Genomic DNA, 21,572 nt, shown 5'->3' with positions numbered 1-21,572 from the left:
CAGGAGCGCGAGCCAGGACGGGGGGTGCAGCCCGCCCTTGCCGCCGTCTCGGGCGGCGGGCTTCCCGCCGACCGCGGCGGCGGCGCCGCCGGCCGGTCCGGCCGGCGGCGCCCCGTCGTCGTCGTGAGCGACCTTCATCCGGTGCTCGCCCTAGCCCTTGTACGCCTTGGCGGCCTCGGCCTCCAGCTTCGCCTGCGTGCCCTTGACGTCCGAGGGGTTCTGCACGAACCCGCGCAGCGCCTCCCACATGCCCTCGCCGGGGGTGGCGCCGAACGCGGCGGGGGTCAGGTCGGACAGGTCGTAGCGGGCGGCGTCGCCGGCCGCCTGGAGCTGGGCGATGAGCTGCTTGGCGACCGGGTCGGCGTAGGCGTCGGGGGTGACGCCCTTGTTCGGCGACAGGTAGCCGCCGAGGCCCGCCCACGTCTTGCCGGCCTCGGGCGAGGCGAGGAACTTCATCAGCTCCTGGGCGCCCTTGCCGTCCTTCATCGCGACGGCGATGTCGCCGCCCAGCATCGCCGGGGCGGTGTTCCCGGCCTTGGGGAAGGCGAAGACCTTGGCGTCGGTGCCGACCTTGGACTTGGTGGTGTTGATGTTGGCCGCGGCGAAGTCGCCGCCGTACACCATCGCGGCCTTCTGCTGGCCGAACACCTCGGTCACCGAGGCGTCGAACTTGGTCTTGGTGGCCTGCGAGGTGCCGCCGGCGATCAGGTCGGGCTTGCCCCAGATCTCCGCCAGCGTCTCCAGCGCCTGGCCGACCGACGCGTCCGTCCACTTGATCTTGTGCTCGGCGAGCTGGTCGTACTTCTCGGGCCCGGCCTGCGAGAGGTAGACGTTCTCGAACCAGTCGGTGAGCGTCCAGGAGTCCTGCGGACCGGCCGCCAGCACGAACGGGGTGGTGCCGGAGTCGCGCACGGTGCCGGCCGCCTTCACCAGGTCGGCCCAGGTCGCCGGGGGCTGCACGCCGGCGTCGGCGAACACCTGCGGCCGGTACCACATGATCGACTTGTAGGCGGCCTTGATGAGGACGCCGTAGGTCTTGCCGTCCGCCGAGCCCAGTTCCTTCCAGTACGGCGAGAAGTTCTGGTCGATCGTCTGGGTCACGTCGGCGCCGAGCGGCTTGAGCGAGCCCTTCTCGGCGTACTGCCGCATGAGGCCGGGCTGCGGCAGGATCGCCACGTCCGGCGGCTGGTTGGCCTGCAGCCGCGGGCCGAGGAAGGCGTCGGTGTTCTCGCCGGTGGAGGCGTACTTGACCGTGGCGCCGGTCTTCTTCTCGAACGCCTTGAGGACCTCGCGGAAGTTCTTCTCCTCCGGCCCGGTCCACTTGGCGGCGACCTCGACGGTGGTGCCCTTGAGCGCGCCGCCTCCGGCCGGGGCCTCCTCGCCGCCGTCGTCGCCGCCGCATCCGGCGGCGGTGACCAGCAGCCCCGCCGCGACGGCGGTGCTCAGTACTCGCCTGCTGACCCTCATCCCTCTTCTTCCTCCCTGGCCGATCCGGCGCCGGCCGATCCCCAGATCGACTCGCCGGTCCCGATATCGAAGAAATGCAGCCGGCCGGTGTCGACCCGGACCTCCACCGGGTCGCCGACCTTGACGCGGGTGCGCGGGCTGAACCGCGCCACCAGGTCCGTACGGGGCTCCGCGGGGGCGCCGAGCACGTCGGTGCCGGCGTCGCGCGCCAGCTCCCGGGTGTCCTCGGTGTCCACGCGCTCGGCCTCGACCGCGAAGTGCACGAGCACGTCCGAGCCCATCGCCTCCACCAGGTCGGCGGTGGCGGTGAGCCGGGCGCCGTCGGCGGCCTCGGCCAGCTCGCCGTCCTCCATGTCCTCGGGGCGGATGCCGACGACGACGTCGCGGCCGAGGTAGGAGGCCAGCGCGGGCCGGGCGTCCAGGACGGCGGGCCGCAGGGTCAGCGTCTGGCCGCCGACCTCCAGCCGCGGCGCGCCGGCGTCGCCGGACAGCCGCCCGTGGAGCAGGTTCATCGCGGGCGAGCCGATGAAGCCGGCCACGAACAGGTTGGCCGGGCGGTCGTACAGCTCCTGCGGCGGCGCGACCTGCTGGAGCTCGCCCTTCTTCATCACCGCGACCCGGTCGCCGAGCGTCATCGCCTCGGTCTGGTCGTGGGTGACGTAGATCGTGGTGACGCCGAGGTCGCGCTGGATGCGGGCGATCTCGGCGCGCATCTGGACGCGGAGCTTGGCGTCGAGGTTGGACAGCGGCTCGTCCATCAGGAACGCCTGCGGCTCGCGGACGATCGCGCGGCCCATCGCGACCCGCTGCCGCTGCCCGCCCGACAGGTTGCGCGGCTTGCGGTCCAGGTGGTCGGTGAGGCCGAGGATCCGGGCGGCGTGCTCGACCTTCTCGCGGACCTCCTTCTTGGGGAGCTTGCGCAGCGACAGGCCGAAGCCGATGTTGTCGCGCACCGACAGGTGCGGGTAGAGGGCGTAGCTCTGGAAGACCATCGCCACGTCGCGGTCCCGGGCGGGGACGCGGTTGACGGTCCGGCCGCCGATCGTGACCTCGCCCTCGGAGATCTCCTCCAGGCCCGCGACCATCCGCAGCGCGGTGGTCTTCCCGCAGCCCGACGGCCCGACCAGGACCAGGAACTCCCCGTCGGCGACGGTGAGGCCGAGATCGGCCACGGCCCTGGTGCCGTCCGGATAGACCTTCCCGACGCCGCTGAGGACCACCTCTGCCACGGCCTCTCCTTCCGCCCGCCCAGCTGGCAAAACGTCCAATAGCCGCGGCGGACGTCGGCCCGCCCAGGCCGCCTTGCGGGGCCCTCGCGCGCGCCGCACCGGCCGTGCGCGTGCGCACGGCCGGCCGGACAGGCGTTCGTAACCCCGGTGGAACAATTCCTAGTGCGTACAGGGCGGGGCGACCGGGCCGCAATAGGGCGCCGCCGGGACGCCCAAACGGTGTACATATCGTTATGCAGCCGAACATAAGGTACGAATGCCGCGGCGGCGGGGCCCCCCCGGGGGCCCCCCCGGCCCGCCAAACCCGTTTACATGTCGTTCTGACCCCCCACAAATGCTCCCAATCCCGGGGCGGCGGACCCCCCGGGGGGCCCCGCCGCCGCTCCGCGCGCCGCGCCGTTCCCGCGCGCCGCCCGGCCGACCGGCCGGTCAGTGGACGATGACGGTCTCCCGGGTGGTGCCGTTCATCCGCTCGAACCCGTCCTCGGTGCACACCACGATGTCCTCGATCCGCGCACCGTGCTCGCCCGGGTAGATCCCCGGCTCGATCGAGAACGCCATCCCCGGCTCCAGCGGCTCGGTGTTGCCCGCGACGATGTACGGCTCCTCGTGCGTCTCCAGCCCGATGCCGTGGCCGGTGCGGTGGAAGAAGTGCTCCCCGTACCCGGCGGCGGCGATGATGTCGCGGCCCGCCGCGTCCACCGCCTCGGGCGTGGCCCCGGGGCGCACCGCCCGGCACGACGCCTCCTGAGCCTCGCGCAGCACGTCGTGGTACGCCACGTAGGACGCCGGCGGCGTGCCCACGCAGTAGTTGCGCGTGGAGTCCGAGCAGTAGCCGCTCGGCATCGTCCCGCCGATGTCGACCACCACCGGCTCCCCTGGCGCGATGACGCGGTCGGACAGCTCGGCGTGCGGGTTGGCGCCGTTGGGGCCGGAGCCGACGATGACGAAGTCGACGCGCTCGTGCCCCTCGGCGATGATCGCGTCGGCGATGTCGCGGCCGACCTCGCGCTCGGTGCGGCCCGGCTTCAGGAACTCCGGCACCCGCCGGTGCACCCGGTCGATCGCCGCGCCCGCCTCGCGCAGCGCCGCGACCTCGGCCGCGCTCTTGCGCATCCGCAGCCCGCGCATCACCTGCCCGGCGGCGACCTGCTCGGCGCCCGGCAGCGCGGCCCGGAACCGCAGCGCCATCGCCGCCCACATCCGGTCGGCCACCGCGACCCTGGCCAGGCCGCGCGGCAGCCGCGCCGCGACGAGCGCGTACGGGTCGTCGGTCTCGTCCCAGGGCACCAGCTCCACGCCCAGCGCACCGGCCGGCGACTCCCGCGCCGCCGGCAGCTCAAGCCGCGGCACCACCAGGAACGGCTCGCCGGACGCCGGCACCACCAGGCAGGTCAACCGCTCCAGCTGGAGCGCGTCATAGCCGGTGACGTACCGCAGGTCCGGTCCCGGCGTCAGCAGCAGCGCGCCGAGCCCGGCCCGCTCCGCGGCGGCCCGCACCTGCGCGAGCCGCTCGCGCGGATACAACGACTCTGTCACATCCGTCTCCATTCTCGTCCCAGCTCGTCTCACCTGCTCGTACGGCACCAGCATGGCAAGGGTTCCCCGGCTCTGTCGCACCGGCGTGGGAGCATGTGGGGCATGAGCGGGCTGATGCTGCTGGACACGCCGTCGCTGTACTTCCGCGCCTTCTTCGGGGTGCCCGAGTCGGTGAAGGCGCCGGACGGGACGCCGGTCAACGCCGTGCGCGGGCTGGTCGACATGATCGCGCGGCTGGTCCAGGACCGCCGCCCGGACCGGCTGGTGTGCTGCATGGACGCCGACTGGCGGCCGGCGTTCCGGGTCGAGGCGCTGCCCTCGTACAAGGCGCACCGGGTGGCCGAGGGCGGCGGCGACCAGACGCCGGACGCGCTGGAGGCGCAGCTGCCGGTGATCGACGCGGTGCTGAAGGCGTTCGGGCTGGCCATCGCGGGAGTGCCCGGGTACGAGGCGGACGACGTGATCGGCACGCTCGCGGTGCGCGGCGCGGCCGCGGGCCCGGTCGACATCGTGACCGGCGACCGGGACCTGTTCCAGCTCGTCGACGAGCGCGGGCCCGTGCAGGTCCTCTACACCGCGCGCGGCATCCGCAACCTGCAGGTGATGGGCGAGAAGGAGGTCGCGGCCAAGTACGGCATCCCCGGCCGCGCCTACGCCGACTACGCGACGCTGCGCGGCGACCCCAGCGACGGGCTGCCGGGCGTGCCCGGGGTGGGCGACAAGACGGCGGCCGCGCTGGTGACGCGGTTCGGGTCGCTGGAGGGCATCCTCGCCGCGCTGGAGGCCGGCACGACCGAGGGCTTCCCGGCGGGCGCGCGCCGCCGGATGGAGGCGGCGGGCGACTATCTGGCGGCGGCCGAGACGGTGGTGCGGGTCGTCACCGGCATCGACGACCCGGTGCTGGCCGGCCTGGACGACCGGCTGCCCGCCGAGCCCCGCGATCCGGCGGCCCTGGTGGCGCTGGCCGACGAGTGGAACCTGTCCGGGCCGGTCAACCGGCTCCTGAACGCCCTCGCCCCGCCCGCCTCCTGACACCGGCCGCCCTGACCAGAATTCTGACCTTAAGGTAAGGCGGCGCCGCCTTCTGTGTCAGATGACGCAGACAGGACGTGCCCGGGAGAGCAGCATCGTGATCAATGACGGGGTTTCCTGGGAGACGTGGACAGCAGCACGAACGCAAGGCGGCGCGGGAGCCGCGGGAGCCCGCCGGGCGGGCCCCGCGGCGGCCGGCGCACGAGCGGGCCGGTGCCCGCGGCACTGGGCCTCACCGCCCCACTCCCCCCAACTGCCGCGGGCACCGGTCCACCGCGTCCCCGCGCTGACTTGCCAGACCGGCGCGCCGATTGTCCACTGGAGTCACCTTCACTCGGAGCCCCGCGCCCTTCCGGGCGGGGGGCGCAGGAGACGGATCGCCCGTGACCGAACGGATCACCCTGCCGCGTGACGGCGTCCCCGGCGGCCGCCGCGACGGCTTCTGGGACGCGCTCGACGAGGGCCAGCGCGCCGCCCTGCGGCAGGTGGCGCGCCGCCGCGCCTATCCCGCCAAGCGGCCGCTGTGCTACCAGGGCGAGGAATCCGACCACATCGTCATCATCGAGGAGGGCTGGGCCAAGGTCACCTCCTCCACCGAGGACGGCCACGACGTGGTGCTGGCCGTGCGCGGCCCCGGCGACCTGGTCTGCGAGAGCGCGGTGCTGGGCAGCCGGCACCGCTCGGCGACCGTCACCGCGCTGAACCCGGTCCGCGCGCTGGTGGTGCCCGCCGCCCGCTTCACCGGCTTCCTCGACGCGCACGCCACGGTGTGGCGGCTGGTCACCGGCACGTTCGTGCGGCGCCTCGACGACGCCGACCAGCGGCTGCAGTCGCACGTGTCGGCCAAGGGCGCGCAGCGGCTGGCGCAGCTGCTGGCGAGCCTGGCGGAGCTGTCGGCCCGGCACGCGCCGCCCGAGCCCGACGGCAGCATCGAGATCGCGCCACCGCTGTCGCAGGAGGAGCTGGGCAGCTGCATGGACGCCTCGCGCGAGACGGTCGCCCGCGGCCTCAACAGCCTGCGGCGCCGCGGCCTGGTCCGTACGGGATGGCGCCGCACCGTCGTGGTGGACCTGCCGGGCCTGCGCGAGTACGCCCAGGGCCGCGACGAGTCCTGACCGCCGCCGGAGTGGGCCGGCCCGCCGCGCCGGTCGTACCGGCCGCGGCGGCACCGGCCCGCGCCTTTACGTTGTAGATCAGCGGCGGGTGGTGCGGCGGCGCGACCAGCCGCGGGTGCGCCAGTCGCTCCCGGCGCCGACGCCGGCCAGGTGCAGCGCGATCAGCAGCAGGCCCACCGTGATGAGGGTCTGGTAGTCGAACGGGTCGGACGCGATGTCGGCCAGGTCGAACAGCAGCGCGAGGCCGAAGACGACGGCCGCGACGATCGCGAGCATGGAACCTCCTAGTCCGGGTGTCCCCGATGCCACCGGCCCGATGTCCGCGCGGCGGCCCGGCAAACCCGGACGGGAGATGGCACCGGAAAAGCGCGTGCGGGCACATGTCCGAAACCACTACGGTCGTTTAGTCCGAACGGGAGGAAACGTGCCGAAGCTCAACCAGATCATCGCCGTCGAGAAGGGCGTCAAGGCCAAGTCGCTGCGCGAACTGACCGACGCCCACCACGCGGTGCAGAAGCAGCCCCTGCTGTCGGGCATCTCCCGCAACTACCAGCCGAAGGACGAGGACGGCGAGCAGCTGCCGCCGGAGTCGACCCGCGTGCAGGTCAAGGCCGAGGAGGTGCTGCGGCAGGCCGCCGCGACCCTCACCCGGCTGTTCGACGTGACCGCCACCAAGGACTGGACCAACTGCGTCGCCCGCGCCGACGTCACCGTCGACGGCCGCCCGCTGCTGCGCGACGTCCCGGTCACCTACCTGCTGTTCCTGGAGAAGCAGCTGGTCGACCTGCACACCTTCATCAAGAAGCTGCCGGTCCTGGACGCCGCCGAGTCGTGGACGTTCGACGCCTCCAGCGACTCCTACAGAACCGACCCGGTCCGCACGGTCAAGACCAAGAAGGTGCCGTTCAACCACGTCAAGGCCGAGGCGACCGAGAAGCACCCGGCGCAGGTCGAGGTCTTCTACGAGGACGTCACGGTCGGCTACTGGACGACGGTGAAGTTCTCCGGCGCGCTGCCGGCCCGCCGCGTCAACGAGCTGCTCGACCGCGTCGACCGGCTGCAGCAGGCCGTCAAGTTCGCGCGCGAGGAGGCCAACGGCACCGAGGTGGACGAGCGGAGCGTCGGCGAGGTGGTGTTCGGCTACCTGTTCGAGTAAGGTCAAAGACGCCCCGTGGGAGCGCGGGGACCCGCGTTGAATAAGCGCGGAAAGCTGAAACTGAAACGTCAGGCTGAAAACACGGTTTCATGGGGGTTCGAGTCCCTCCCCCGGCACTGCGCGCCGGGGTGGCCCAATCGGTAGAGGCGGCCGTGGTCACGCTCAGACTCTCGCTCCAGCTTCAGCATTCACCGCCGATCGCCGGATCGCCCGGACACGGGCCTGATCACCGCGTTGCCGGTTCAACTCCGGCCCGCGCCTCTCCATGGCGCGGTAGCTCAACCGTAGAGCACGGTGACATGACGACTGACCCGTGTCCTTAAAAGTGCCGGCGTGCGCACGTGGCGGAAACCAGGGACCCGGAGGCCGGGTAAAGCCTCCGGGTCCCACCTTTTCGGCGGCCGCCTGGCGATGCATCATATAAACCCGCCGGTCCGCTTTGAATGGGCGCGGAAACGGGGACATGTTCACTATCGCCGCCATTCTGGAGGCGGCGGGACTCCCCGTTCCACCGCCTCGAGCCGTTCCCTTCTGACCGCCGCCCGCACCCGTTCCCTTCGCGCCGCGGGCGATCCCCGCCACGCGCTCTCGCGGCGCGGACGCCCGCCGCCGCGACCTCCGGCACGCGCTCCCCCGCCGTGCGCTCCCCCGCCCGCATGCGCCGAAAGGGCTCCCGTCTTGGCACGCCGCCTCACCCCCGCCGCGCTGGCGGGAACGTTCCTCCTCCTCGCGAGCACCGCTTTCACCGGCGCGGCGGCCGTTCCCGCCGCCACTGCCGCCGCCGCTGCCGGGCCGCGGGTCGTCGCCGAGGCCCCGGCGGGGCCGCGCGCGCTCGACCTGACCGTCCAGTCCCCCGCCATGGGCCGCCAGGAGAAGGTGCGCCTGCTGCTGCCCGAAGGGTGGTCGCGGGACGCCGCGCGCACCTGGCCGGTCCTGTGGCTGCTGCACGGCGGCGCCGACGACTACACGGCCTGGACGCGCGAGACCGACGTCGAGCGGCTCACCGCCGGGTCCGGCGTGCTGGTCGTGATGCCCAACGGCGGCCGCTGCGGCAACTACTCCGACTGGTGGAACCACGGCGCCGGCGGCCCGCCCGCCTGGGAGACGTTCCACATGTCCGAGGTGCGGCGGATCCTGGAGCGCGACTACCGCGCCGGCACGCGGCGCGCGATCGCCGGGAACTCGATGGGCGGGCTGGGCGCCATGCTCTACACCGCCCGCTTCCCCGGCTCGTTCCGCGTGGCCGCGGCGTTCAGCGGCTACCTGCACACCCTGTACGGGCACCGGCCGGGCGACGACTCGGCGGGCTGGGGCACGTCGCTGGTGTGCCCCGGCACCGACTGGCGCCGCGTCTGGGGCGACCCCGACGACCAGGCCGCGATCTGGCACGCGCACAACCCGTACGACGTCGCGGACCGGCTGCGCGGCGTGCGGCTGCGGGTGGCCTCGGGCAACGGCCGCGCCGGGCCCCTCGGCGGGCTGCCGCTCACCGACCCGGTCGAGGCGGCCGCGCACGAGCACGCCCGGGCGTTCACGGGGCGCCTGCGCGATCTGGGCGTGCCCGTGACCGCGCGGTTCTACGACGGGCAGCACACCTGGCCGTACTGGCGGCGTGAACTCCACAGCGCCTTCCCCGACCTGCTGGCGGCCCTGAAGGGATGACCGCGGACGGCGCCGCGCGGCCGGGCCCGGGACCCGGCCGCGCGGTCGCGTGCGTTCAGGCGAGGAGGGTCTCGCCGATCCAGCCGTCCGGCGCGCAGCCGGGCGGGAGGGCGAAGGCGGCGGAGCCGACGGGGACGGTCCAGGCGTTGAGGAGGTCGGTGGCGGCCAGCCGCCGCTGGACGGGGACGAACTGGCGGCCGATGTCGGCCTGGTAGGAGGCGAACAGCAGCCCGCTGTCGGTGACGCCGTCCCGGTCCACCTCCTCGTCGTAGTTGTAGCTGCGGCGCAGCATCCGCCGGGACGGGTCGGCGGTGCGGGCCAGGCGGATGTGGGCGTCGTCGTGGATCACGCGGAAGCCGAGGCGGTCGGTCGCCTCGAAGTCGGGCTCGTCGTGCTCCTCCCGTCCGGTGAGCGGGGCGCCGCCGGCCAGCCGGCGGCCGATGGAGAACTCCTTGGCGCCCTCATCCGCCTCGTCCCATTTCTCCAGGTCCATCCGGATGCGGCGGAGGACCATGAGGGTGCCGCCGCGCAGCCAGGCGGGCCCGCCGGCGATCCAGACGGCGGTGCCGAGGTCGGCCGGCTGGACGGTGCCGTCGAGCTGGCCCATGAGGTTGCGCTGGGTCAGCCCCGCGGGCTGCGAGGTGGGCGGGCGGCGGAATCCGCGCTGCGTCCAGCGGACGGTGGCGAACGCGCGCGCGTCCTTGGCGATCAGGCGCAGGGCGTGCGCGAGGGTGACGGTGTCGTCGGCGCAGAGCTGGACGAGCAGGTCGCCGCCGCTCCAGCGGTCCCGGAGCCGGTCGATGGGGAAGGCGGGCAGGTCGAGGTCCGGCCGCTCCCGTTCCAGCCCGGCGGCCTCGAACAGGCCGGGCCCGAACCCGAAGGTGACGGTCAGGCGGGCGGGGATGTCGGCGAGTTCGGGCTGGGCGTCGGCGAGGCCCGCCCGTCCCGCGGTGAGGCGGCGGGCGTCGTCGGTGAGGATGCGCATGAGCCGGCCGAGGGCCTCGCGGCCGGTGCCGGGCCGCAGGTCCAGGCCGAGGAACGCGGCGTGGGTCTGCGGGGCGGTCGCGATGCCGGCCTGGTGGGGGCCGTGGAACGGCTCGGTCGCGGCGCCGGTCGCGGCGGCCGCCGGGGGTGCGGCGGGCGCGGGCCGGTCGCCGGGGCGCGCGGCGGCGAGGTAGCCGCCGGTGGCGGCGAGCGTGGAGCCCGCCGCCACCGCGCCTCCGGCGATCAGGCCGCGCCTGGTGATGTCGCGGCCCATCGTCAGTGCCCCGGCTCGTAGGTCTCGTTGCCGCCGTTGTAGTCCTTGGCGAGCGCGGTGAACCGGACGGTGGAGCGGTCGCCGAGCGTCAGCGTGAAGGCGACCCGCCCGCCCGGTTCGATCGGGGCGGTGACGTCCATGAGCATGATGTGGAGGCCGCCGGGCCGCAGTTCCAGCCTCCCGTGCGCGGGGACGACGAAGCCGCCCCGCCGGGGGCGCATCTTCATCTCGCCGCCCGCGCCGACGACCTCGTGCAGTTCGACCGCGGCGGAGGCGGGGGTCGCGGCCGACACGACGGTCACGTCGGCGCCGGTGGTGTTGGCGATGGTGCCGAACGCCGCGGTCATGCCCTTGTCGGTGGTCTTGACCCACGGGTCGGTGATGGTCAGGGCGGCCTTGGCCGCCTGGGCGGGCGCGACCGGCGAGGCGGACGGCGAGGGCGCGGCGCCGGCCGCGCCCTCCTCGTCGCCGCAGGCGGTCAGCGGCAGGGCGAGCAGGGTCAGGGCGGGAACGATGGCACGGATGTTCACGGGTGTTCCTTCCGTGGGCTTTCGCGAGTTCTCGCGGGCACGGGTCGAAGGGCCGCCGGTGCGCCGGGCACCGCGGCATGGCGGTGCCCTGGACGGCACGGCGTCCAGGAGAAGAGGGGCGGCGCGGAGCGCGGCCGGGCGGCGGCCGGGAGGCCGCCGTATCAGTGGACCCTGCCCCGGGCGCGAGGCCGCGGGCCCCGGGCGGGACGCCGGGGGCCGGTGGCGGGCGGGGACGGAGGCGGGGTCAGGCGGGGTTCGCGGCGGGCGGGCCGCGCCGGCCGACCGCGGTGACCACCGCGTCCGGGATCAGCACCCACACCCGCGTCACGGCGGGCCTGGAGTGGACGCGCGGCGACGGCACCGGGCCGGGCCGGACGAGGCGCGTGACGCGCGTGGCGAGCCGCCGGACGAGGGAGCAGAACAGCTCCTCGCCCCGGCGCAGCCAGGCTGCCGTGATCAGCGCGACGATGACGTGCGCGAGCAGCATCGTCCCGCCGGCGTGGTCCATGGCGCCGCCGCCCGCGTACTGGACGTGCTCGGCGTGGTGGGCGTGCTCGACATAGTGCGCATGGTGCGCATGGTGGGCGTGCGCGGCCGGACGGGCGAGGGCCTCGTGCGCCGCCGGCGTCCCGGGCGCCAGCCGCCCGAGCAGGTGGTGCAGCCCGTACTGGGCGGCGAACGTCGCGGGGAGGATCGCCTTCATGCCGCGCTCGCGGCCGCCGAGGAGGAACGCGCCCGCGGCGGTCAGCGCCGCGGCGAGGGCGAGCGCGCCGGGTCCCGCGGGGGCGCCGCCGGCGTACCGGTGCGCGACCGCGGAGACGATCGTGCAGACCGCGCCGAAACCGGCGGCGCGCAGCGTCCGCAGGCTCCGGTCGGGCGTCACACGACCAGTATGCAGCCCCCTGCCCGGGGTGGCCGTCCGGGGGTGTCAGCGGGCGGGGTCCGGCGCGGGGGCGGCCTCGGTGCGGACGTGGTGGCGGCCGATGGGGAGCATGAGCGGGCGGCCGGAGACGGGGTCCTCGATGACGCGGCTGTCGAGGTCGAAGACGGTGCGGACGTTCTCCTCGGTGAGGACCTCGGCCGGGGTCCCGGCGGCGTGCAGGCGGCCGCCGGCGAGGGCGATGAGGTGGTCGGCGTAGCGGGCGGCGAGGTTGAGGTCGTGCAGGACCATGACGATGGTGGTGCCGCGGGTGCGGTTGAGGTCGGTCAGCAGGTCGAGGACGTCGATCTGGTGGCTGGCGTCCAGGAACGTGGTGGGCTCGTCGAGGAGCAGCAGGTCGGTCTGCTGGGCGAGCGCCATGGCGATCCAGACGCGCTGCCGCTGCCCGCCGGACAGCTCGTCGACGGCGCGGTCGGCGAGGCCGGTGGTCCGTGTCGCCTCCAGCGCGGCGGCGACCGCGGCGTCGTCCTCGGCCTTCCACCGGGAGAACACGCCCTGGTGGGGGTGGCGGCCGCGGGAGACGAGGTCGAGGACGGTGATGCCGTCGGGCGCCACCGGCGACTGGGGCAGCAGGCCGAGGGTGCGGGCCAGTTCCTTGGCGGGCGTGCGGTGGACCTCCCTGCCGTCGAGGACGACGCGGCCCTCGCGGGGCGCGAGCAGCCGGGACAGGGAGCGCAGCAGGGTCGACTTCCCGCAGGCGTTCGCGCCGACGATGACCGTGATGCGGCCGGGCGGCACGGCCAGGTCGAGGGACTCGATGACGGCGCGGTCGCCGTACCCGAGCGTGAGGCGCTCGGCCGCCAGGGAGTGGGACGTGGTCACAGCGAGCCTCCGGCCCGGTGGGTGCGGACGATCAGGTAGATGAGGTACGGGGCGCCGAGGACGCCGGTGACGACGCCGACCGGGTAGCGGGAGCCGAACGCGAACTGGCCGGTGAAGTCGGCGGCCAGGACCAGGAGGGCGCCGACGAGCCCGGCGGGCACCAGCAGGGAGCCGCCGACGCCGACGAGGCGGGCGGCGATGGGGCCGGACAGGAACGCCACGAACGCGATCGGCCCGGCCGCGGCCGTGGCGAAGGCGATCAGGCCGACGGCGGCGACGATGACGGCGACGCGGGTGCGTTCGACGCGCACGCCGAGGGCGGCGGCGGTGTCGTCGCCGAGTTGCAGCGCCGACAGGTCGCGGGCCAGGGACAGCAGGACGGGGGTGAGGACGGCCACCGCGGCGAGGGCGGGGCCCGCCTCGTCCCAGGTCGTCCCGTTGAGGCTGCCGGTCAGCCAGCGCATGGCCTCCTGGAGTTCCCATTCGGCGGCGCGGGACAGGACGTAGGAGACGACGCTGTCGAGGAACGCGGCGGTCCCGATGCCGATCAGGATGAGCCGGGTGCCGGCGACGCCGTCGCGGAACGCGAGGGAGTACATCAGCAGGGCGACGGCGAGGGCGGAGGCGATCGCGAACGCCGACACCCGGGTGCCGCCGAGGCCGAGCGACACGATCGCGATCGCCGCGCCGGCGCTGGCGCCGGAGCTGATGCCGATGATGTCGGGGCTGGCCAGCGGGTTGCGGAGCATCGTCTGGAAGGTGACGCCGCCGAGGCCGAACGCGAATCCGGCGGCGACGGCGAGGACGGCCCGCGGCAGCCGCAGCTCCCCGACGGTGAACGACGCGCCGGGCACCTGCTCGCCGAGGACGACGCGGACGACGTCGCCGAGCGGGTAGAACGTCCGCCCGGCCATCAGCGTCACAGCGAACCCGGCGGCGACGAGCACCGCCAGCGTCAGGATCACGGCGCGGCGGCGGGCGGCGCGCCGGCGGCGGCCGCGGGCGACGGCGCGGACGACCTCGCCCGGCGCGGCCACGGGCACGGCCGAGGCGGGGGCGGCGGGGGCGCTCACAGCTCACGCACCTTCTGGCGGCGGACGATGTGGACGAAGAACGGGGCGCCGATCAGCGCGGTGACGATGCCGACCTCGATGTCCTCGGGGCGGGCGGCGACGCGGCCGGCGACGTCGGCGGCGGTGAGCAGCGCCGCGCCGCCCAGCGCGGACAGCGGCAGCAGCCAGCGGTGGTCGACGCCGGCGAGCAGGCGGCACGCGTGCGGGACGACGAGCCCGACGAACGCGATCGGCCCGGCGACGGCGGTGGACGCGCCGCACAGGACGACCGAGCCGAGCGCGGCGGTGGCGCGGATGACGGCGACGCGCTCGCCGAGTCCGGCGGCCAGCTCGTCGCCCAGGGCGAGGGAGTTCAGCGCGCGGGCCGACAGCAGGCAGATGACGGTACCGGCGGCGAGGAACGGCAGGACCTGGCCGATGCGCTCGTACGAGGCGCCGCCGACGCCGCCGATCTGCCAGAGCCGGAAGCCGCCGGCGATGTCGTTGCGGGGCAGGACGACGGCGCTGACCAGGGACGCGAAGGCCGCCGACGTGGCGGCGCCGGCGAGCGCGACCTTGAGCGGGGTGGCTCCGCCGCGGCCGAGGGATCCGACGGTGTAGACGAACACGGCGGTGGCTGCGGCGCCGGCCATCGCGACCCAGATGTACCCGGTCGGCGAGGTGAGGCCGAAGTGGGCGACGGCGGTGACGACCGCGAGCGAGGCGCCCATGTTGACGCCGAGGAGCCCCGGGTCGGCGAGCGGGTTGCGGGTCACGCCCTGCATGACGGCGCCGGAGAGGCCGAGCGCGGCGCCGATGGCGACCGCGAGCAGGGTGCGCGGGATCCGCTTGGTGACCGCGGCCTCTTCGAGGGAGCCGTCCGCGCCGCCGAGCGCCGCCCAGACGTCGGCCCAGGCGACGTCCCGCGAGCCAAGGGCGACGGAGGCCACCATGAGCGCGGCCAGGACCGCGGCGGTGGCGAGGAGCCACAGGATCCGGACGCGCGCCGGGCGCCGCACGAGGGCGGCGCCCGGCGTGCGGCCGGCGCGGGCGGTCGTCACTTGACCTTGTCCGCGGCCGCGGCGAGCGCCTTGGCGTAGTCCTCCAGCACCCACGAGATCGACAGCGGGGTCGGGTTGGCGGCGGTGCCGAGCGGCTCGGTGTTGGGCAGCAGGTAGACCGATCCGCGCTCGATGGCGGGGATCTTCGACAGCAGCGGGTCCTTGCGGAGCTTGCCGAGCAGCTCGCCCTTGCCGTCGCCGTACCCGGTGATGATGTCGACGTCGTCGAACTCGTCGATCTGCTCGGCGCTGCGGTTCAGGACGAACTTGTCGGTGCCCTTGGACGCCTCGGCGACGCTGGCCGGGATCTTCATCCCGAGGTCCTCGAAGAACAGGGTGCGGGTGTCGTGCGTGGTGTAGAAGCCGATCTGGCTGACGTCGTTGGGGTCGACGTGCGTCATGAACATCGCCGTCTTGCCCTTGAGCTGCGGGTACTTGGCGGCGACCCGCCTGATGTCGCCCTCGATGGTGCCGATCAGCCGGTCGCCCTCGGCGGCCATGCCGATGGCCTTGGCGTTCAGCTTGACGATCTCGCGCCAGGGCGTGGCCCACGCGGCGTCCGGGTAGGCCACCACCGGCGCGATCTTGCTGAGGGTGTCGTAGTCCTGCTTGGTCAGGCCGGAGTAGGCGGCCAGGATCACGTCGGGCCGGGTGTCGGCGACGGCCTCGAAGTCGATGCCGTCGTTCTCGTCGAACAGGACGGGCGTCTTGGCGTTGAGCTCCTTCAGGCGCTTCTCCACCCAGGGCAGGACGCCGTCGCCGTTGTCGTCGCCGAAGTTCGCGGCGGCCATGCCGACCGGGACGACGCCGAGGGCCAGCGGCACCTCGTGGTTGGCCCAGTTGACCGTGGCCACCCGCTTCGGCTTGGCGGGCACGATGGTCGTCCCCAGCGCGTGCTTGATCGTCATGGGGAACGCGGCGGCCGCGCCGCCTCCCCCGCTCGCCTCGGTGTCCTCCGGGGAGCTCCCGCAGGCGGCGATGCCGCCCAGCAGGACCGCCAGCACGGCGAGGAGGCGAAGGCTAGGTGGACGTTTCACTCGTACTCCACTTTCAGGAATCCGCTGGCGCCGGGTCCTCGCCCGCCCGGAACGCGGATGGCGTCCGTGCGGCGGGCGCACCGTGCGACCGCAAGCCCCGAGCTAGTTAGGTAAGGCTTGCCTTGGTCCGAACTCTAGGAGGAATGACCAAGTTGTCGCAATCACGCTTTTGGGACAGGCCCTATCGAGATCGGGACATCCGGACCGGCCGGCGGCCCGTTCAGCGCGCCCGGAACGTCCCCGGAGTCAGCCCGGTCGCCCGCCGGAACGCCGCCCCGAACGCGCTCGCGGAGCGGTAGCCGACCTCCTCGGCCACGGCGTCGATCTCCCAGCCCCGGCCGAGCAGCTCGACCGCGTGCCGGGCGCGGACCGCCGCGACCCACCGCGCGAAGCTGGTGCCGGTCTCCGCGTTGAAGGCGCGGGTGATCGTGCGGGGGCTGACGCCCAGGTGGGAGGCCCAGTCCGCCAGGGTCCGCCGGTCGCCGGGGGCGGCGCGGACCGCGTCGGCGATCGGGCGCAGCAGGTCGGAGACGGGCATCCGCACGAGCAGCTCGCGCGCGGAGGGGGTGAGGACGTCCAGGACCATCGCCTCGGTCAGCGCCCGGGACGCGGCCGGCAGCGCGGTGTCGCCGAGCCGTTCCAGCAGCAGCCGCAGCAGCGGGGTGATCTCGACCCCGGCGGGCGCGGGCGAGATCGGCGCCATGGTCCCGAACCCGAAGAAGCTCGCCCGGCAGCGGGTGCCGGCGGCCGCCGACCCGGAGTGCAGCGTGCCCGCGGGCATCCACACGCCGAGCGCCGGGGTGATCGTCCACACCCGCGGGCCGACCACGGCCGTGGACGCGCCCCGCTCGTTCCAGAGCAGCTCGTGGAAGGGGTGGGAGTGCTCGTTCCAGACGGTGTCGCGGGTGAAGTCCTCGCTCCAGTTCAGGATCGCGAACGGCATCTCGACCGGCCCCGCCTCCAGGACGGGCAGCGTACGGGTCTCGCTGGTCATGGGCGTACGCGGTCGGGCACGATCGGCGACTCCTCACCCCGGCGCCGCGGCCGGCGGGCGCCGGGCCCACCCTACATTCGGCCGGTCAGTCGGGCTGCCGGGTGAGCGCCATCGTCTCCCGCTCGTAGGTGAGCAGGGCATTGATCACCAGGGCCCGCTCGGGCGGCGACATCGGCTCGAACACGGTGCGCCAGGCGGACGCCCCCGCGCCCAGCCAGCCCTCGATCGCGGGGCGGTGGGCGTCGGCGATCCCGACGATCGTCCGGCGCCGGTCCCGCTCGTCCTCGCGGCGGTGCAGGATGCCCTGGCGGCTGAGGTCGTTCACCATCAGGCTCACCGTCGTCGAGGCGAGCTGGAGCCGGGCGGCGAGGTCCTTGACCGTGGCGGAGTCGTCGTAGAGCAGCAGCGCCAGCAGGGACAGGTGGCGGGGGGTGAGCGCGTAGCCGCGCAGCCGCTCCGGGATCGGCGTCCGCTTGGCGCGCGCCATCAGCCGCGGCAGCAGCAGGATCATCTCGCGCACGCCCTGGTCGACGGTCGGGCCGTCGGTTGACATCCGTTCACTCCCAAATTACGTTTGTTTCCAAATCTGATCTCACTTCAACATCTTCATCCTGGCGGAGGTCCCGCATGGCCGTCTACGACCTGGACCACTTCACCCTCGGTGTCCGGCACCTCTACGCGAGCGCCGAGCGGCTGCGCGCGGAGACCGGGCTCCGCAGCCACGAGGGCGGCTGGCTGGACGCCATGCCGACCGCGCACCGCACCATCGCGCTGCCCGGCGGCGCCTTCGTCAACGTCGAGTCCGTCATCGACCACCACGCCGAGCTGCCGCCCGGGGTGGCGGCGTTCCGCACCTGGTTCGAGGAGACGACCCGGCGCGGCGACCACTGGATGACCTGGAACCTGCGGGCCCGCAGCCGCGCCGACCTCGAGGCGGTCGCCCGGCGCCTCGGCGGGTCGGTGGTGACCGCGCCCGGGGCGCGCCGCCCGGACGGCTCCACGGCGACCACCGTCATGGCGCCCGGCGACGCGGCGCTGACCTGGGCGCGGGGACTCCCGAACTGGTACTACCACGAGACCCTGGCGCGGCACCCCGCGCGCCTGTCCCCCATGGACCACGAGCGCCCGCTGCGCGCGATCTCCTGGCTGGAGGTGGGCGGCGACCCGGCCGAGCTGGAGGAGCACGTCGGCGCCGAGACGTTCGCCGCGCTGCCGCTGCGGTTCGTCGGCGGCCCCGCCGGCCTGCGCGGCGTCGGGCTGGCCACCCGCGACGGCGCGGAGATCGCGCTGCGCGCCCCGTCCGGCGCCCCGGGCCTGGCGGAGCTCGCCGCCCGGCACGCCGGCGGCGGGGGGTCGGCGTGACCGGCGCCGTCAGAGGCGGACGACGACGTCCTCGGCCGGTTTGCGGGTGATGTCGGGGACCATGGCGTCGTCGGCGGGGTAGCCGACGGGGATCACCACGTACGCGCGTTCCTCCTGGGGGCGCTCGCACACCTCGTTCAGGAACCTCATGGGGCTCGGCGTGTGCGTGAGGGTGGCGAGGCCGGCCTGGTGCAGCGCCGCCAGCAGGAGGCCGACGGCGATGCCCACCGACTCCTTGACGTAGTACGGGCGGGGCGTGTGCGGGCCCTTGTGCACCTCGAACACCACGATGACGGCGGGGGCGTCCTCCAGGAACGGCTTGCGCCAGTCCGTGCCCAGCGGGGCCAGCGCCGCCAGCCACTCGGGCGTGGCGCGCCGCCGGTAGAACTCGCGCTCCTCGGCCTCCGCGGCCTCGCGGAGGCGCCGCTTGCGGCCGGGGTCGGTGACGATCGCGAACCGCCAGGGCTGGAGGTTGGCGCCGCTCGGCGCGGTCGCCGCCGCCCGGACGGCGTGGTCGATGACCTCGGGCGGCACCGGGCGGGGGGAGAAGTCGCGGACGGTGCGGCGCAGCGCCATCGTGTCGGCGAACGCCGCGGCGCGCCGGGCGGCCTCGCCGGCGGGCACGTCGAAGCGGGGCGCGGGCACGGCGGGGTACTCCGGGTGAGCGCTCATGCGACCGTCCTACCCCGCCCGCCCCCGCCCGGCAAGATCCTCGCGCGCCGGTGAACCCGGGGGCGGGCGGTGCCGTACAGGGGGTCAGACCCGTGTCGCCGGCGGCGGAGGGGGGCTCCTTTGGGGTCAGGTCCACGATGACCGAGCCGAACGACGCCCTGTGGACGCGCCTGCTGGCCGCGCTGGAGGCGCCCTGCGCGGACTGCGGCGGCAAGGGGACGGTGTACGCGCCCGCCTGGCGGGCGTGGCACGAGCGGGCGGGCGAGCTGGTGCGGGTGGCGCAGGCCGCCCGGCGGGCCACCGGCCTGCGCCAGGCCCGGCCGGAGGTGCCGCCGGGGGCGCGGCCGACGCTTCCCGAAGGGGTGCCGCGGATCTCGCCGGAGGCGGCGCGGGAGGCGGCGGACACGCCCGCGATCGTCACGGCGATCGATCGCGCGATCGGAGACCACATGAACACCCGCCCGGACGGGCCCGAACGGGTCCGCTGCACCACCTGCGGCGGCTGCGGCCGGACGCTGACGGCGGCCGGGACGCGGCTGACGGAGTTCCTGGCCCGGCACGGGCTGGTGCTGGCGTGCCCGGACTTGAACGCCCGCGGCGGCGGCGACGTACAGCCGGACGTGCACCAGGGCGTGCGGCAGGACGTGCGGCAGGGCGTGCACGCGGCCGAGGACCCGCCGTCCGACACCCACGTGGGAGCGACCTGACGTGACCGCCGAAGGCAGACCCCTACCGATGACGGCGCCGGCCGAGCCCCGGGCCGCCGCGCGGCCGGTGCCGCCGTGGCCGGCGGCGGCGGGCGCGGGCGTGCTCGTGCTGGCCCTGGTGCTGCGGTTCGGCGGCGCGCTGGGCGCGGAGGCCGTGCCGGGCCTGACGCGGCCGGGGGCGCTGACGAAGACGGGGCTGGCGCTGGCGGAGCTGGCCGCGACCGCGTGCGGCGCCGTGACCGCGGGCTGGCTGCTGCTGGCGGCGGTGTTCGCGCCGGCCGGGGCGCCGGTGCGGCGTTTCCTGCGCGCCGCGGCGCTGTGGTCGGCGGCGTGGGCGCTGGCGGTGCTGGCGGTGGTGATGTTCTCGGCCGCCGACCTGTTCGGCGTGCCCGTGACGACCGGGGTCACCGGCAACATGCTGCGCACGTTCGTCCTGGAGCTGCCGCAGGGGCGCGCGCTGCTGCTGGTCGCGGTCCTGGCGGTGGCGGCGGCGGTGGCGTCCCGGCTGGCCTCCTCGCCGGGCGCCGCCTGGTACCCGCTGCTGGCCGCGCTGGCGGGGGCGCTGCCGCCGGTGTTCACCGGCCACGCCGCCGGGACGTCGCACCACACCGCGGCCGTCTACAGCCTCGCCGCGCACGTCCTCGGAGCGACGCTGTGGGTGGGCGGGCTGGTGGTGCTGCTCGCGGCGGCCCGTTCCCGGGACGTCCTGGGCGGGCGGCTCGCGGCCGTCGTCGCCCGCTACAGCCGGCTGGCGCTGTGCTGCTTCGCCGCGGTGGCGGTGAGCGGGCTGGTGAACGCGTGGATCCGGCTGGGCGGGTTCGACCTCGGCTCGTCCTACGGGGCGCTGGTCGCCGCCAAGACGGCCGCGCTGGCCGCGATCGGGGCGCTCGGCTGGTGGCACCGCCGGGCGAGCCTCCCCGCGCTGCGCCGCGGCGGCGCGGGCCGGGGGGTGTTCGTGCGGGTCGCCACGGTCGAGGTGGTCGCGATGGCGGCGACGATGGCGCTGGCGGCGGGCCTGTCGCGGACGCCTCCGCCGGAGGTGGCGCGGGGGACGCTCGACCTGGTGGCGCTGCGGCTGGGGTTCCCGCTGCCGGAGGCGCCCACGTGGGCGTCCGCCGTGTCCGGCTGGTGGCCGGATCCGCTGTTCCTGTGCGCGGCGCTGGGCGGCGCGGTGCTGTACGCGGCCGGGGTCGCGCGGCTGCGCCGGGCCGGGCGCCGGTGGCCGGTCGCGCGCGCGGCCGCGTGGTACGCGGGGCTGGCGGTGGTGCTGGCGGCGACGTGCGGCGGGCTGGCCCGCTACAGCATGGTGCTGTTCAGCGCGCACATGCTCCAGCATCTTCTGCTGAGCCTGGTGGCGCCGGCGCTGCTGCTGCTCGGGGCGCCGGTCACGCTGGCGCTGCGGGCGCTGCCGCGCGACGGCGGCGGCGACGGGGGCCGCTCGGCGCGGGAGATGCTGGTGGCGCTGCTGCGGAGCCGGGCGCTGCGGGCGGCGTGCCATCCGGCGGTGGCGCCGGTGGTGTTCCTGGCGAGCCTGTACGGGTTCTACCTGTCGCCGCTGCTGGAGGCGTCGCTGCGCAACCACGCGCTGCATTCGCTGGCGATGGCGGGGTTCGTGGCGGCGGCGTGGTGCTACCTGTGGCCGGTGCTGGGGCCGGATCCGCTGCCGCGGCGGCCGCAGCTGAGCGTGCGGTTCCTGCTGGCGGCGTGCACGGTGCCGTTCCACGCGCTGTTCGGTGTGCTGATCATGGGGTGGGGGTCGGTGCTGGCGGGCGACTGGTTCACCCGGCTGGGCCGCGGCTGGGGCGCTCCGGCGCTGCGCGACCAGCGGGTGGGCGGCGGGCTGGCGTGGGCGCTGGGCGAGGTGGCGGCGCTGGTGATCGTGATGGCGCTGGCGCACCGATGGATCCGCGACGACCCGCCGCCGGCCCCGGACGGCG

21 protein-coding genes are annotated in these 21,572 nt (G+C 74.9%); 7 read left to right on the top strand and 14 right to left on the bottom strand.

The window, feature by feature from the left end; all coding sequences use genetic code 11:
• Window positions 1-150 precede the first annotated feature (150 nt).
• The 3 genes from AB0881_RS39065 to AB0881_RS39055 form a co-directional block, all read right to left on the bottom strand.
• Window positions 151-1,467: an extracellular solute-binding protein gene (locus AB0881_RS39065; RefSeq protein WP_366625577.1), complete on the bottom strand. Its 1,317-nt coding sequence runs from the start codon at window positions 1,465-1,467 to the stop codon at window positions 151-153.
• The gene (gene ugpC, locus AB0881_RS39060; protein WP_366625575.1) at window positions 1,464-2,696 is read right to left on the bottom strand and encodes a sn-glycerol-3-phosphate ABC transporter ATP-binding protein UgpC; all 1,233 of its coding nucleotides are present in this window, start codon (window positions 2,694-2,696) and stop codon (window positions 1,464-1,466) included. The genes AB0881_RS39065 and ugpC overlap by 4 nt, the downstream gene beginning before the upstream one ends.
• Window positions 2,697-3,125: 429 nt before the next feature.
• Window positions 3,126-4,235, bottom strand: coding sequence for a Xaa-Pro peptidase family protein (locus AB0881_RS39055; protein ID WP_366625573.1), 1,110 nt, complete (start codon window positions 4,233-4,235; stop codon window positions 3,126-3,128).
• Window positions 4,236-4,337: 102 nt separating this feature from the next.
• Here AB0881_RS39055 and AB0881_RS39050 point away from each other — a divergent pair, with 102 nt between their 5' ends.
• Together AB0881_RS39050 and AB0881_RS39045 are read left to right on the top strand one after the other, a co-directional pair.
• Complete coding sequence (locus tag AB0881_RS39050) at window positions 4,338-5,267, top strand: 5'-3' exonuclease (protein ID WP_366625571.1); 930 nt, start codon at window positions 4,338-4,340, stop codon at window positions 5,265-5,267.
• Window positions 5,268-5,650: 383 nt separating this feature from the next.
• Complete coding sequence (locus AB0881_RS39045; protein ID WP_366625569.1) at window positions 5,651-6,382, top strand: Crp/Fnr family transcriptional regulator; 732 nt, start codon at window positions 5,651-5,653, stop codon at window positions 6,380-6,382.
• Window positions 6,383-6,460: 78 nt separating this feature from the next.
• On the opposite strand, the gene AB0881_RS39040 is transcribed toward AB0881_RS39045, so the two are convergent.
• Window positions 6,461-6,658 (bottom strand): hypothetical protein, encoded by a 198-nt coding sequence (locus AB0881_RS39040; RefSeq protein ID WP_366625568.1) that lies wholly within the window; start codon window positions 6,656-6,658, stop codon window positions 6,461-6,463.
• 148 nt (window positions 6,659-6,806) lie between these two features.
• Here AB0881_RS39040 and AB0881_RS39035 point away from each other — a divergent pair, with 148 nt between their 5' ends.
• Together AB0881_RS39035 and AB0881_RS39030 are read left to right on the top strand one after the other, a co-directional pair.
• Entirely contained in the window at window positions 6,807-7,538 is a 732-nt protein-coding gene (locus AB0881_RS39035; RefSeq protein ID WP_366625566.1) for a hypothetical protein, read from the top strand.
• Between the two features lie 678 nt (window positions 7,539-8,216).
• A complete protein-coding gene (locus AB0881_RS39030; RefSeq protein WP_366625564.1) occupies window positions 8,217-9,200 on the top strand; it encodes an alpha/beta hydrolase family protein in 984 nt (327 codons plus the stop codon).
• Window positions 9,201-9,255: 55 nt separating this feature from the next.
• Here the strand turns inward: AB0881_RS39030 and AB0881_RS39025 are convergent, their stop codons facing one another.
• The 9 genes from AB0881_RS39025 to AB0881_RS38985 form a co-directional block, all read right to left on the bottom strand.
• The gene (locus tag AB0881_RS39025; protein ID WP_366625562.1) at window positions 9,256-10,458 is read right to left on the bottom strand and encodes a Dyp-type peroxidase; all 1,203 of its coding nucleotides are present in this window, start codon (window positions 10,456-10,458) and stop codon (window positions 9,256-9,258) included.
• A 2-nt stretch (window positions 10,459-10,460) separates the two neighbouring features.
• Window positions 10,461-10,988 carry a copper chaperone PCu(A)C gene (locus tag AB0881_RS39020; protein WP_366625560.1) on the bottom strand — a complete coding sequence of 176 codons (528 nt, stop codon included), beginning with the start codon at window positions 10,986-10,988 and terminating at the stop codon, window positions 10,461-10,463.
• 244 nt (window positions 10,989-11,232) lie between these two features.
• Window positions 11,233-11,871, bottom strand: a complete 639-nt coding sequence (locus AB0881_RS39015; RefSeq protein WP_366625559.1) for a hypothetical protein — start codon at window positions 11,869-11,871, stop codon at window positions 11,233-11,235.
• Window positions 11,872-11,916: 45 nt separating this feature from the next.
• Complete coding sequence (locus tag AB0881_RS39010; RefSeq protein ID WP_366625557.1) at window positions 11,917-12,750, bottom strand: ABC transporter ATP-binding protein; 834 nt, start codon at window positions 12,748-12,750, stop codon at window positions 11,917-11,919.
• On the bottom strand, window positions 12,747-13,787 hold the full coding sequence (locus AB0881_RS39005; RefSeq protein ID WP_366625579.1) for an iron chelate uptake ABC transporter family permease subunit: 1,041 nt from the start codon (window positions 13,785-13,787) through the stop codon (window positions 12,747-12,749). The genes AB0881_RS39010 and AB0881_RS39005 overlap by 4 nt, the downstream gene beginning before the upstream one ends.
• Window positions 13,788-13,819: 32 nt before the next feature.
• Window positions 13,820-14,863, bottom strand: coding sequence for an iron ABC transporter permease (locus AB0881_RS39000; protein ID WP_366625555.1), 1,044 nt, complete (start codon window positions 14,861-14,863; stop codon window positions 13,820-13,822).
• Window positions 14,860-15,900, bottom strand: coding sequence for an iron-siderophore ABC transporter substrate-binding protein (locus AB0881_RS38995; protein ID WP_366625553.1), 1,041 nt, complete (start codon window positions 15,898-15,900; stop codon window positions 14,860-14,862). The genes AB0881_RS39000 and AB0881_RS38995 overlap by 4 nt, the downstream gene beginning before the upstream one ends.
• A 220-nt stretch (window positions 15,901-16,120) precedes the next feature.
• Window positions 16,121-16,894 carry an AraC family transcriptional regulator gene (locus AB0881_RS38990; protein ID WP_366625552.1) on the bottom strand — a complete coding sequence of 258 codons (774 nt, stop codon included), beginning with the start codon at window positions 16,892-16,894 and terminating at the stop codon, window positions 16,121-16,123.
• Between the two features lie 85 nt (window positions 16,895-16,979).
• Window positions 16,980-17,447 (bottom strand): MarR family transcriptional regulator, encoded by a 468-nt coding sequence (locus AB0881_RS38985; protein WP_366625550.1) that lies wholly within the window; start codon window positions 17,445-17,447, stop codon window positions 16,980-16,982.
• Between the two features lie 74 nt (window positions 17,448-17,521).
• Between AB0881_RS38985 and AB0881_RS38980 the strand changes: the two genes are divergently transcribed.
• Entirely contained in the window at window positions 17,522-18,256 is a 735-nt protein-coding gene (locus tag AB0881_RS38980; RefSeq protein WP_366625548.1) for a VOC family protein, read from the top strand.
• A gap of 9 nt (window positions 18,257-18,265) precedes the next feature.
• Here AB0881_RS38980 and AB0881_RS38975 read toward each other — a convergent pair whose 3' ends face one another.
• On the bottom strand, window positions 18,266-18,928 hold the full coding sequence (locus AB0881_RS38975) for a nitroreductase family protein (RefSeq protein WP_366625546.1): 663 nt from the start codon (window positions 18,926-18,928) through the stop codon (window positions 18,266-18,268).
• A 137-nt stretch (window positions 18,929-19,065) separates the two neighbouring features.
• Between AB0881_RS38975 and AB0881_RS38970 the strand changes: the two genes are divergently transcribed.
• Both AB0881_RS38970 and AB0881_RS38965 read left to right on the top strand, forming a co-directional pair.
• Window positions 19,066-19,635, top strand: coding sequence for a hypothetical protein (locus tag AB0881_RS38970; RefSeq protein ID WP_366625545.1), 570 nt, complete (start codon window positions 19,066-19,068; stop codon window positions 19,633-19,635).
• Window positions 19,636-19,663: 28 nt separating this feature from the next.
• A partial coding sequence (locus AB0881_RS38965) for a cytochrome c oxidase assembly protein (protein WP_366625543.1) occupies window positions 19,664-21,572 on the top strand: 1,909 nt, incomplete at its 3' end.

Source organism: Spirillospora sp. NPDC029432 (genome assembly GCF_040703975.1).
Lineage (GTDB): Bacteria > Actinomycetota > Actinomycetes > Streptosporangiales > Streptosporangiaceae > Spirillospora.
The sequence above is the reverse complement of the archived record's forward strand: the minus strand, read 5'-3'. Positions and strand labels throughout refer to the sequence as shown.